The sequence below is a fragment of the Salinibaculum sp. SYNS191 genome (assembly GCF_037338445.1).
In the GTDB taxonomy this organism is placed as follows: domain Archaea; phylum Halobacteriota; class Halobacteria; order Halobacteriales; family Haloarculaceae; genus Salinibaculum; species Salinibaculum marinum.
In genome coordinates, this window is record NZ_CP147838.1 from 2,137,668 (window position 1) to 2,149,813 (window position 12,146).

The following is a 12,146-nucleotide window of genomic DNA, read 5'->3' on the forward strand; positions in this document are numbered from 1 at the left end:
GCGTCACAGCCATGTCTTCGGTGCCATGGTACATTGCCCCGAATGTGATGGTGAAATTGCAGAGGAATCGGATGTCGAATTTGTCGATCTGGATGCCAAGATGGCTGGCATCTTCAGGTCGTCGAAACGGTTCTACGTCGTCGCGTGTAACAACTGCGGTGCCGCGATTGGAAGCGGCGTCGCTGGTGGCGGTGGCTGACGAACATCATCGCTAGAGACACAGTCCAGTGTAACTACCGACCCATTGACAAGCGCGACGTACGCTCGGTGAGCAGGGCGTTCTCTTGTAAGAGCGCGAAATACAAAATTCACAGCCAGTGCCGACTTTTTGCATAAGTCTGTGACTGCACAATACAGACAAACGTTCCATCACACTGTGGAGCAATCTCTGTGAAATCTTTCAGGTAGTGTGTGCGAGATACAGAGGGTGGATGCAGCACGAAGCGGGGGCTCTTTCTCTCCATCAGGGTGAATCCTTTATTCACTAAGCCCGCGAACTGAGCAGTGTACTCATTGAGTCAGGTAAGGAAGACTGGAGCGTTTTGCGCTGGTCTCATCTGAGACACCTGCTATTGTCCAGAGCTGAAGTGAAATCGTCGATTCTGGCATAAAGCAGTCCGCAACGTTGCGCCCTGGGTAGTCAGTTTCCAAATCGTTCGCACAAGAACTTTGGTTGCTGGTTAATTGTATGTTACCAATGGGCGAACCAACACGTTCGCCAACTGAAAGGAGTGCAGTCATCGCTGCCTCGATAGATGGAGTAGGCCTCGTCGAGGAAAACATCTTTGTCACGGCTAACGAGCAGTTAGCCACAACCTTCGGATACGATAATTCGGACGATATCGTCGGGATACCGTGGAGCGAGCTGTATCCGCAAGCGGAGCGCAGACACATCGAAAGCGAGGTCCTCCCCGAAGTTCGGCCCGAAGAGGAATGGCGAGGTGAAGCGAGAGGGGTCCGTAGAGACGGTTCTCCGTTCCCGCAGCTTCTGTCGATACGCCGTACAGCGAACGGACGCCTCGTCTGGATTGTCCGTGACCAGAGTGAACAGGTCCATCACGAGCCAAATCTCGACAGACAGCGGAGACCAGCGTCCAAGCTGGCGGGAAACTGTGAGGAGGGAAGCAAACGGGGAGCGTCCCAAACCAACGGAAGTGGCGGTCCGGTCGACCACCGAGAGTCACAGAATCGGACAACCCGATTCCAGCCGTTCGTCGAAACCGCGCCCGTTCCGATTGTGGTATTCACCGCCAATCGGGGAATCATCTACTGTAACACGAAGGCGGTCGAGCTTCTCGGGGCCGAAGATCAGTCGACTATACTCGGTAAGGAGCCGGAACAGTTCATTCACCCAGACCAACGTGAGCGAGCACGTCAGCGCATCCGTCGGGTCCTCGAGGAGGGAGAACCGACCGAACCAATGGAGTATCGGTTACTCGGGGTGGATGAGCAGGAGCGATTCACGGAAATTGCCGCCGCCCCCGTCGAATATGAAGGCGAGCCAGCGGCGTACGTGCTGATTAACGACGTCACGCAACTCAGACGCTCGGAAAACCAGCTCCGACGTGAGCGACAGTTCCTCGAAACCGTAATCAATGCGGTCGATGACATCATCTACGTTCTGGATGCCCAGGGCCGGCCACACATCTGGAACGAGGAGCTCACGGAAACGACGGGATACAACCACGACGAAATCGAGTCGATGCACGGCAGGGATTTTATTCCCGAGGAGCAACACGAGCACGTTCCGGGGTTGATGAAGGCGATAGCGTCCCTAGAGGATCAGCGGGTGGAGCTGGACGTACTTACCAAGGACGGAGAATCGATCACGCACGAGTTCAGGGGGAAGAGCTTCGAAGATCCAGAAACCGGCGAGGTCTTCCGCTGTGGCGTCGCCCGAGACATAACCGATCGCCTGGAGCGCGAGCGGAGACTGAAGCAGTACAAAACTATCGTCGAAACGATCGACGACGGCATCTACGCACTCGATGAGGAGTTGCGATTCTCGTTTGTCAATGAGGGATTTTGCGAGATCGTCGGCCAATCACGCGAAGGCCTCATTGGATTGCCGGTTTGTGATCTGTTCGACCACGGTTCGGAGTGCGAACTGGCCGACGAGCTTCGCCAGCGCGCCGTCGAAGACGACACCAGTACGGGAATCGTGCAGTGGACATCGTCAACGCCTGATGGTGAGCGAATCTTCGAATCGCGCTACAGATTGCACCCGGAACCGGACGGCGAGTACCAGGGAAGTGTCGGCGTGCTTCGTGATGTGACCGAGCGAGAGAGACGAAAGCGCACACTGGAACGCAATCTCGACGAACTGAGGACACTGAATCGCGTCAACCAGATCCTGCTCGAAACGACACGTGACTTGATCGAGACGGCTGATCGTGATGTCATCGAGCAGACAGTCTGTAGACAGCTATCGAATTCTGATCTCTACCAGTTCGCGTGGATCGGGGATCTGGCAATCGACGGTGACCAATTCGTCCCACGTACGACCGCTGGCGATGACCGTGGCTTTCTCGATGCGATCGAAAGCGAAGGTAACGTGGCAGAGGGGGATTTCGCGCATCGGGCGATACAAACCGGGGACGTGCAGGTCCTCGACCCGAATTGTCCCGAATCTACTCCCTGGCAGAACGTCGCCAGCGAATGCGGATTCGAGTCGGTCGCGGCGGTTCCGCTCCACTACGAAGACACGGTCTACGGGGCCCTCATGATCCACACAGAGCGGGAAAACGCCTTCGAGGATCGTGAAAAGGAGGGATGTGACGTGCTCGGACGCACGATCGGGTACATCATCAACGCCGTGAAGAACCGCAAATTGTTGTTTACAGACACTGTAAGAGAACTCGAATTCCAGCTGGCGGACGCTGATTCCGTGTTTGTCGATACCGCTGAGACTCTCGGTTGTGAACTCGAACTCGACGGCTCCGTCGCTTCAGGTCAACGGTGGGTTCTCTACTTCGAGGTCGACGGCGCATCGGTGGACGATGTTGTGGCCACCGTCGCCGAAGACCAGAGAGTCGAGCGAGCCAGGGACATTAGCATGACCGACGGAGAAGGCCACGTGGAAATCACAGTCACCGATTCGTCGTTGATTCATACAATCACTCGAGCGGGATGTTCGCTCAGAACCGCCACCGTTAGTCCGGATGATATGCGATTCATCGTCGACGCTCCCGTCAACGCCGACATCCGTGAAATCGTCGATCACATACAAAGTGAACATCCAAGCGTCGACTTCATCGCACAACGAGACCGCGACCAGGAGGTCTCGACCGTGAGTCGGCCCGATGGGGTACTCGGCGAACTGACCGACCGTCAACGAGAGGTGCTGGAGGCGGCCTATCGATCAGGCTATTTCGCCTGGCCGCGGAAGAGTACAGGCGAAGAGGTCGCTGAATCGCTGGATGTCACGTCCGCGACGCTTCACGGACACCTCAGAAAGGCCGAGGGTGTCATCCTGTCGACGCTATTTGATGCAGCCTGACCTCTTTCACGGCGTGAGCACCAGGGACTCCCGAGCGTTGTGATGGACCCCGTTTTTGGCGTCTTTGAGTGTTAACGACGGCAAACCCGGACACTATATACGTAGCGTTCAGTTACTTTTCAATCACATATAAAATAGGCAGACCGTCTATTGAACGAGTTCGAAACTTGCAGGCTTGCGCGGTCGACGAGATACTGTGGGTTTTTGCCCCGCAGAAACGGCTAGTCACCCCTCAGACCTGTCGTCGGAGCCCTCGAGCAACCGTTCCCGACTTTGCTCTTCGAGTTGTCTGTGCGCGTCGTTGATCAGCCGCAGGACCTGCGGGAGCACCTCGACCTCAATCTGGTCGAGGATCGTCGGCTCGACCTCTTCGATCTCGTCGAGTTTCTGTGCGTACTTGTCGGGGATCTCGATTTCGACTTTCATGCGTCGAGAGCCGAGTTCGGACCGGGAGTGCAAATTAGTACCGTCGCCAACTGCTTCGTCGGACCACGGGGAGTCACGTCCACCGCCGCCTCGACAGGACGAGAAGGAGCGCGACCACGGTCACGACGGGACCGAATCCGGGGCCTGCTCCGCCGGGAGTTTCCGTGGGGCTGGTGTCGTCGGTTTCCGGGCTTGCAGTGTCGGTCGGGTCCTCTTCGGGTTCAGGTGTCGGTTCGCTCGGCTTCGCCGTCGCGTTCCCCACGGCGACGGTTTCTTCGACTGTCGCCGTCGTCCCGTTGGTACGTTCGACGACCAGTGTCACCGTGGTCTGTCTGTCTGACGAGAAGTTGTGTCTCACCGTCCGGCCACGTGCGTCGGGATCCCCGTCGCCGTCCAGGTCCCACCGGTAGTCCGCGACCTCCGAATCGGGCGTTGCCCCGGGCTCTGCGACCAGTGTCACCGCCTCCCCGGGCCGCGGCGAGAGCGGTGTCATCCACAGTGACGGGCCCCCGTCGCCGCTCCGCGTGACGTTCGACGCGTCGCGGGTCGCAACTGACCTGGATTGTGTCGTCACTTCGCCTTCCGCACCGATCCTGCTCAGAGTGATCGTGGTCGCACCGCCGGCGAGCGTGTAGCTGACCATCTGGCCGCGCTTCTCGGTGTCACCGACCTCCCAGCGGTAGGTGGTCTCCGGACCGCCGGCCCCGCTTGCGATCAGCGTCACTGTCTCGCCCGGCAGCGGGTTCCGCGGTGACATCCAGAACGACGCTCCGTCGCTATTGCTGCCGCCGCCAACGGACGCCGCTGTTACCTGCACCGTTGCCGACTGCGTCTCGGTCTTCCCGTCGGGTCCGACCGCCCGCAGCGTCACAGTCCGAGCGCCGGGTTCGGCGAACACGTGGCTCATCGTCCGGCCGCTTTTTTCGGCCTCACCGTCACCGTCTATGTCCCACTGGTAGGAGACTTTCCCGGACTCGCCGGCGGCGACCAGCGTCACCGCCGCACCGGCAGTCGGGGTGAGCGGCGTGTGCCACCACTCGGCCGTCACGCGGACGTTATCAGGGGGAGTCGGCGACTCTGTCGGGGTGGGAGTCGGCGACTCTGTCGGGGTAGGAGTCGGCGACTCTGTCGGGGTAGGAGTCGGCGACTCCGTCTCTTCAGCAGTCACGGTCCTGCTCGCGGTCGTCCTCGCGCCCTCGTCGTCGACTGCTACCACCTCGACCGCGTACTCCCCGGGCTCGTCGACCGCGTACTGGAGACTCGGCCCCTCACCGACTCTGGTGCCGTCGACCCGCCACGTGTAGCCGGTGATCTCGCCGTCCGGGTCCGACGCCTCGGCGGTGAGCGTTATCGCCTCGCCAGGTGTCACCTCTGTCGGGGCGGTCGAGATGGCTACAGTCGGAGGCTGGTTCGAGCTGGAGTCGGTGACGGAGATTGTCTCACTTGTGGCAGCAACTGCGCCGTCGTCGTCTGTCACCGTCAGCCGCACGTCGTACTCCCTCGCTTCGGGCAAATAGACGGCGAACTCGGATCCACCGGAGATCCGCTGGCCGTCGATTTGCCAGGCGTACGCGACGACCTCCCCGTCGGGATCCGATGCGTCGGCGAGGAACGTCGCCTCTTCGCCTGGCTTCGGTTGCTGCGGCGTGACGGAGAAGTCCGCTGTCGGGAGCTGGTTCTCGCCGGTCCCCCTAACGGTGACAGTTTTAGTCATGGTGTCTGTCGCACCGTCGTCGTCGGTTACCGTCAGCCTGACCTCGTACTCGCCGGGACCGTCGAAGGAGTACTGGAAGGACGGATAGTTGCTGAGTTTTCTGCCGTCGACCCGCCAGGAGTACTCGTCGATCTCTCCGTCGGGGTCGAACGATTCGGTGTCCGCAGTGAAGCGGACCGTCTCGCCAACCGACGGCTCCGCCGGGTCGTAGGTGAAGCCAGCGGTCGGCGCGGTGTTGGCCGCCGCAGCCACGCCGGTGGGACCGTAGTCGCCGATGGCCCGGCCGGGGTCTGAAAGAGGACAGACAGCCGAGTCCGACAGGGTCGCGTCCGAAGCAGACTGCTGTGTAGCCAATCCTGCTCCGCTGAGTGCTGTCGCTATCACCACCACAGTAACTATGCCGAGGACGAGGGTCCTGGCATCGGTCACCCGTCCTTCGCAGTCTGACTGTCGAGTCATGTCTGTAGTATCCGCTCAGAGGTCGTCGAACGTCCAGTCTCCCGGCGTCTTGATGCTCTTGTCGTCGGGGTCGATCACGAAGAAGGGGCTCCGGCTGCCAGTACTAGAAATTTCCAGCGTTCCCTCTGTGGCCTCGACCCGGAACACTGTTCCACCGGCGAGCACCCCAGCGTTCCCGTCGTCGAGGAGGATCTTCCCGCTGGCCCCGGAACCCGGGGCGAACGTCGTGCTGGTGTTCCCGACGGATTCCGTCGGGACCTCGCTTTGTCCGCCGGGGACGGAGTATCCCAGCCGAAGCGCCGCCTGATCACCTCGGACCTCGACGGCGTCGTAATTGTCACCATTGTAGAACGTGGCGACGCCGGCCGAGGGGTCGTTCGTTTCGGAGGCCAGCGTGTGGAGGTCGACGCCACCGAGGCCCCGTTCGCTGAGCCGGAGCCGGGATTTCGCCCCCGCCCCCTCCGACTCGGCCGCTACCAGTACGGTCTCGTCTCCCTCCCGGTCCAGCAGTTTGATTCCTCCGGGAGAGGGGTCGGAGCTGTTCCCACCAGCCGTGATGTCGGCCGATCGGGGGTCCAGCCTGATGGCGAAGTCATCGCGGAACTGGGGGTCACTGTTCAGGTCCAGGATACCCGTGTTGCCCCTGAGTTCGATCCACGGTCGCGCGGTGCCGTCGCCCTGTGCCTGGCCGAGCTGGACGATTCCGTCCTGGCCGTTGATCCACACCCCGTTCTCCCCGGGGTCGCGCTTCTCGCCCCGCCGGGCGCTGACCTGGACCCGCGGATTCTCCCGGCTGTCGCTGACGACCAGTTCGCTCTCTCCGCGGTCGGACTCCCTGCTCGCCGAGGTGAGTTCGACGCGGCGATTCCCATCGTCGTCGCGGACGACGAATTCGCTGCGTTCTCCCCGCTCCCGTCGCGTCTGCCCTGGTGCGGTGATTTCGACGCGCGAGGTTCCGGTCTCGTCGTCGACACGTAGCTTTCCCTCCGGGACCTGCCCGCTCCCCCCGCCGAACGTCGCGTCCGCCACGTCGGGATTCAGAGTGATGTTCGGGTCGTCGTCCGGATCGGTCGTGACGGCGACATCCGCACCAGCGGACTGGCCCCTGGGCGGTCCAACGACGGTGATCCTGTCCTGTTCGAGAAGGATGTCAGTGTCAACCATTGGATAGCAGATGGTACGCAGGTAACAAGAAATAGACACGCGCTAAGCACTTAGTGTGAGGTGGAACACAGCGGTCAAAGTCGCCTACGGCGTCTTCCTGGCCGTGAACTCCCCATCGAACGTGCCCGTGTGGTTGAAGTACCGATAGGCGTCGAGCCACTTGTCGTACTCCGGGTACATGTTGCCAGGCTGCATGTAGCTCCGTGATTCGCTGGTGTCGACGGTGTTGTGTTTGCCCATGTGTGGCCGTCCGTCGAACTGTCTGACGAGTTTGTCTTCAAGCTTCTCCAGTTCCGCCTTCGCCACGTCGATGCTGAGCATGTGGTCCAGAAAGCCCGGTCCGACGTTGTCGTGATTCTCTGTTTTTGCCACTCTGATGCTCTGATTAAGTTCTTTCAGTTTCTGGAAGAAGATCTTCTTCGGTTTCAGGTATGGTTGGCCCGGGAGGGCAGGCGGGGTGTCGTAGTGGGTTTTCACGTCGTCGAACTCCTGCTGCAGCGTATCCGGCAACGGAATCGGTAACTCCAGCATCGCCGTTTCCCGGCCGTACTCGGGGGAGAAGAAGTGCGGGCTCCCTGCCGTGAACCGGACGCCCAGCGGTGCGGGGAACAGGCGGGGGTTGTTCAACACGTAGTCGATGACGGCGTCGACAGCTGGGACCACGTCCGACGCGGGGACGGCGATTTCCGTGGTTATGGTGTCGACGGGCGGTTCGGCTTTCGTCAGGTCGTTCGGGTTGAGGTCCTGCTTCCGGCGCAAGGCGATGTACGAGGCCGTCTCGTGCCGTCCCCGGGTTCCACCGGGCGGGGCCTTGAACGGTGGGTCTGGGGCGACCAAGTCTCCTATGTTGAAATTCATGACCCTGTTTAACGCTACCGAGAAATCCAGGTTCTTGAGTTTGCTCGGGTCGAATCCCGTGTAGGGAGTCAGGAACGCTTCGACGTACTTCTCGACCTCGTTTTGCGTGTTGAACCGCTCGGTCGGCGTTCGTCCCCTCGCTGACACCTCGTTTCGTTTCCGGACGAGACAGAGCGGGGCCGGGGCATTCGACGGCGCTGTCCCGGTAAACACGTCGAGTTGCGGTTCGACGATGTTGACGAGGAACTGGTAGTGGCGGTTGTTCGACGGCTGGGCCTCCTGGTAGGGATCGAACGTGCCCCAGGTCTCGAATGTGTTCTCCTCGCGCAACCAGAACGGCTCGCGCAATTCCAGGGTGTACGCATAGACCATTCCCATGCTTCCGTACCCGACCACGACCGAGTGGAAGATGTCGTCGTCTTGGACGAGCACCATATCGTGGGTGCCAGCGTCCCTGGCGAACTTCCTCGGGTCAGTGACCCCGTCAGAAGGTTCGACCCGGAACATGCGAACGTGTGGCTCATCGCTCTCGTACTGCGATTCGGGAACGGTGATTATCTCGACCGACCTCACTAAGTCCGCGAAAGTACCGAGTCCGAGCCCACTCCCGTGTGTCGATGTATTGATCGCGCCTGCGAGGGTCTGTCCGTCCCAAGCACCCATGTTCGGCAAGGCGAGCGGTTTCCGTCCGTCAACGCCGGGGTTGGGCAGGATTTTCCGGTTGAGCTTTTTCAGTATTGTACCCCCGCGTAGTCGGATGAGGTGGTCGCGAGTCGGCGGATCGCGGTTGGGATCCTTTTTGGGGTCCCAGAAGTCGTCGCCGGGGTCCCGGAGCCAGGGTCGTGGCAATTCCCCCTCAAGATTCTTGATGTCGGAGAACAGATCCTCGGGCACCGCGGCCTCGGAGTGGGAGTGGCCCGACCCGACTCCACGGAACTTACCGTCAGTCTGCTGATTAACGAGACTGATCAACTGGGAAACATCCCCACCTGGCGGAACCTCTACACCCTCAGCCCCCTCCCGCTCGTAGTCGTCCAGCCAGTTATCCCACCCTAACTGGTCGACAGACATCGCGCTCCCCACGCTCTGAGGCGTTCGTAGTTCCCGGACCGAGACTGCGTCGCGGTTGACATCGTACTCTGAGGCCAGGTCTGCGACGCTGAAGACGCCCCCAGAGCGCCACACGTTCCCGCCGACGCTAGTGTTCTGGTCGGGCGCGAGCCCGCGGACTGATAGGAAGTCAGATTTGACCGGGAAGTACTCCCGTTTGGCTACCGGGTCAGACGTGTCCCCTTGAGGTGTCTCAGTTCCGACCGCCGCAGGACGGTCCGTATCGTCCAGCAAGAGCGCGTTATCAGCCATATTTCGGTCCATTGCGGCCCCAGCGACGACCGTCCGAAGGAAATCCCGTCGGTCCAACGGTAACCCGTCACCGGACGGATCATCGTCTCCATGAGACTGTGAATCCTCAGTCATAATGGTTGCCTCCCGTGACTCGGGGTGCCAGCACGTCCAACACGCGAGCCGCTGGCGTCACTAGCGCTCTGAGCTGTTCCTGTATGTGAATTCGTGCCCCCGTCTTTCATGCTCCCGGCATCAAGTCACCAGCACAAAGTATCGGACGCTACGTGTTTAGGGTCTGGACCGTACGTTCCGACAGACCTGGATTCAGCAGGACACCATTAAGCAGCTCCGCCAAACTGACGCCGCACTGAACCAGTCACGGGCGTCGAGAGCGGCACGTGATGTCGGTGACCAGTGAGCGACTCGCACTCCGCTGATTCGATGGGGGCAACTGGACGGTCAGTGGCCGCCGCGTCGATTCTCGAGCCACCTCGGGACGCCCGCGTTCGAACGCTAAACAAGTAGCGTCGCGTTATTTGTTGGGTTCGCCCATCCCAGCGGATATGTCACCAGATGAGAGACGACACTCGGACCGCCACGGGGGGACAGTCGACAGACGGAGCGTGCTCGCGGCGCTGGCCGGCGTGACCGTCGGCAGTGTGGCGGGTTGCAGTAGCGACACCGATCAGGATTCCCAGGGAGACGATCCGGGTACAACGAGTGACGGCGGGAAGAGTGACCCATCCCCCGAGACGACGGAGGAAACGGCGACGACCGAAGAAACTGGCGAACCGACCGAGACGACGGAGGAGCTACCGACGGTCCCGTTTCCTAAATCCGTGTACGAGTTCACCGAGGGCGAATCGTACACTTACGACTTCAACTATGTCGGGACGGTGAGCGAACAGACATGGGAGGTCATTGGCGTTGACGGTGACCAGGTGACGGTCAAGCACACGATAACCGAGGACGGTGAAAGTACCACGAAGGAAGTGACGGGATCCTCCAAGTATGTTTATCAGAATGTCATGATGGATGCTGGACCGATGTTTATCATCGTTCGCAATGCACAGTTGTACTCCAAGGCGGATCCCTTTGCGCCGAATACGACCTTTCGCGTCGACGTCTCCGACCAACAAAAACAGTGGGAGGCGGAGATAGTCGAAGTCGGCAGTGAGACGACCGTCAACGGGATCCCATGCACCGAGTTTACTGTGATCCCGGATAAAGAGTATGCGTCGTACAAATATACCATCTGTACAGCCGACGGGTACCCATTCACCATCTCGTATAAGGCCGAAAATACGAATAGTAACACCGTCAGGATGGAGGGGACACTCACGGAGGCAAATCGGCCATGACGCAATTCACGCCCCGGGGGGTTTTGTACGGTATGAGCGAGCGATGGGCCGGAACAGCCGTGGGCGCGCCTTGGCAACCCAGACGCCAGTCTGCCGGCCGGCGAGATCACTCATCGAGGTGACGTGGCGTGGACCTCCGTAACCTCGTGCTAGGGCTTCTCGTCGGACTGGCGTTTACTGGTGTCGGCGGGTTCATGATCTTCACTCACTACCAGGCGACCATGCACTCGACGCCGGTCGACGGGGTCGTCGTCGAATCTTCCGTCGTCGACTACAATAACGGGCAATCCAGTGGATCGAGTCCCGACATCGAGTACCGGTACACCTACAAAGGAACGACGTACACGAGTTCGAAGCTCTGTCCGGGCGAGTACAACAACGGGTGTTACGGGCCGGACACCGAGAAGGTGGCCCAGTCCGTCGTCGATCGCTACCCGGAGGGATCGACCGCAACCGTCCACGTCGACCCGGACGACCCGTCGAACGCCTACCTGCTCGACGCGGACTTCCCGGTGGTGTACCTCGTTCCGGTGGGGTTCGGGCTGCTCGCCATCGTCGGTACGGTGGTCCCGTTCGTGAAACGGTTGTTCGGGGCCCGGAACGAGCGTCGTCAAGGTGGGTTGGACGTGAGCGACGGCGCCGCTCCGTCCGGCGAGATGACCCACCCGATAGTGCCCGTCGTCCTGGGCGTCGTCATGTCGGCTGGTGGAGTCTATAGTGTCTCGGTGGGTGCGGTCCTGTCTGGCCTGATCTTCGCTGTACTCGGACTGTTCGTACTCTATATGGGGGTGCGCCGACTCGTCTGGGAGTGACGTCGTGGGCGTGGACCGACCGCGAGTCAATCCGTCCGGTCGTCCGGGGTCGACGCTTCCGACGGTACCGGGCCCCGATCGGGTGCTCTTTGGCACGTCACACTGATCGCTGGAGCCGGCTCCCTGTTCGGAGCGTTGTTGGACGCCGGCATCGGCCCGGGTCGCAGTTCACTCGGCCGCGTACACGCGCAAGAAGGCCTACGACCTCGAGGGGGCCGACTACACCCCCGACTCTCGCTGCACGGGCGGTACCTCGGGCAGGTCAACGGCACGAACGGCCTGGGAGCGGCCGCCAGCGATATCGGCGTCGACGAGGTGGCTCTCGACCTCGGGGAGAACGTATACCAATTCTCCGGCGACCGGGTCAGCCTCGTGGCCCCCAGTGGACTGTGGCTTGACAAACCAAAGGTCGGTGGGATGGGGTTGATGTACCCACCGGAGACATCCCCCGAATTGAGGAAGAATCTGGACCAAAAAACGCAACGAACGGAGCGTACCTCGTCGACGCG

8 protein-coding genes are annotated in these 12,146 nt (G+C 60.8%); 4 read left to right on the plus strand and 4 right to left on the minus strand.

Translation table 11 applies throughout. The annotated features are described in order from the left end of the window. The first annotated feature begins 25 nt into the window (after positions 1-25). The gene (locus tag WDJ57_RS11480) at positions 26-199 is read left to right on the plus strand and encodes a hypothetical protein (protein WP_338900956.1); all 174 of its coding nucleotides are present in this window, start codon (positions 26-28) and stop codon (positions 197-199) included. A gap of 498 nt (positions 200-697) precedes the next feature. After that, entirely contained in the window at positions 698-3,499 is a 2,802-nt protein-coding gene (locus WDJ57_RS11485; protein WP_338900957.1) for a PAS domain S-box protein, read from the plus strand. Positions 3,500-3,724: 225 nt separating this feature from the next. On the opposite strand, the gene WDJ57_RS11490 is transcribed toward WDJ57_RS11485, so the two are convergent. From WDJ57_RS11490 to WDJ57_RS11505, 4 genes are all read right to left on the minus strand, one after another. Beyond that, positions 3,725-3,925 (minus strand): hypothetical protein, encoded by a 201-nt coding sequence (locus WDJ57_RS11490; RefSeq protein WP_338900958.1) that lies wholly within the window; start codon positions 3,923-3,925, stop codon positions 3,725-3,727. A 73-nt stretch (positions 3,926-3,998) separates the two neighbouring features. Continuing rightward, the gene (locus WDJ57_RS11495) at positions 3,999-5,993 is read right to left on the minus strand and encodes a PKD domain-containing protein (protein WP_338900959.1); all 1,995 of its coding nucleotides are present in this window, start codon (positions 5,991-5,993) and stop codon (positions 3,999-4,001) included. A gap of 120 nt (positions 5,994-6,113) precedes the next feature. Then, the gene (locus WDJ57_RS11500) at positions 6,114-7,262 is read right to left on the minus strand and encodes a hypothetical protein (protein ID WP_338900960.1); all 1,149 of its coding nucleotides are present in this window, start codon (positions 7,260-7,262) and stop codon (positions 6,114-6,116) included. Between the two features lie 84 nt (positions 7,263-7,346). Continuing rightward, the gene (locus WDJ57_RS11505; protein WP_338900961.1) at positions 7,347-9,482 is read right to left on the minus strand and encodes a hypothetical protein; all 2,136 of its coding nucleotides are present in this window, start codon (positions 9,480-9,482) and stop codon (positions 7,347-7,349) included. Between the two features lie 545 nt (positions 9,483-10,027). Between WDJ57_RS11505 and WDJ57_RS11510 the strand changes: the two genes are divergently transcribed. Next, complete coding sequence (locus tag WDJ57_RS11510; RefSeq protein WP_338900962.1) at positions 10,028-10,825, plus strand: hypothetical protein; 798 nt, start codon at positions 10,028-10,030, stop codon at positions 10,823-10,825. A 128-nt stretch (positions 10,826-10,953) separates the two neighbouring features. Further along, entirely contained in the window at positions 10,954-11,637 is a 684-nt protein-coding gene (locus tag WDJ57_RS11515; protein ID WP_338900963.1) for a DUF3592 domain-containing protein, read from the plus strand. Positions 11,638-12,146: the final 509 nt, after the last annotated feature.

What these genes read in the sequence shown, in the direction of transcription:
- WDJ57_RS11480 (WP_338900956.1), top strand. Translation starts at nt 26, where the DNA reads ATGGTACATTGCCCCGAATGTGATGGTGAAATTGCAGAGGAATCGGAT.
- WDJ57_RS11485 (WP_338900957.1), top strand. Translation starts at nt 698, where the DNA reads ATGGGCGAACCAACACGTTCGCCAACTGAAAGGAGTGCAGTCATCGCT.
- WDJ57_RS11490 (WP_338900958.1), bottom strand. Translation starts at nt 3,925, where the DNA reads ATGAAAGTCGAAATCGAGATCCCCGACAAGTACGCACAGAAACTCGAC.
- WDJ57_RS11500 (WP_338900960.1), bottom strand. Translation starts at nt 7,262, where the DNA reads ATGGTTGACACTGACATCCTTCTCGAACAGGACAGGATCACCGTCGTT.
- WDJ57_RS11505 (WP_338900961.1), bottom strand. Translation starts at nt 9,482, where the DNA reads ATGGCTGATAACGCGCTCTTGCTGGACGATACGGACCGTCCTGCGGCG.
- WDJ57_RS11510 (WP_338900962.1), top strand. Translation starts at nt 10,028, where the DNA reads ATGTCACCAGATGAGAGACGACACTCGGACCGCCACGGGGGGACAGTC.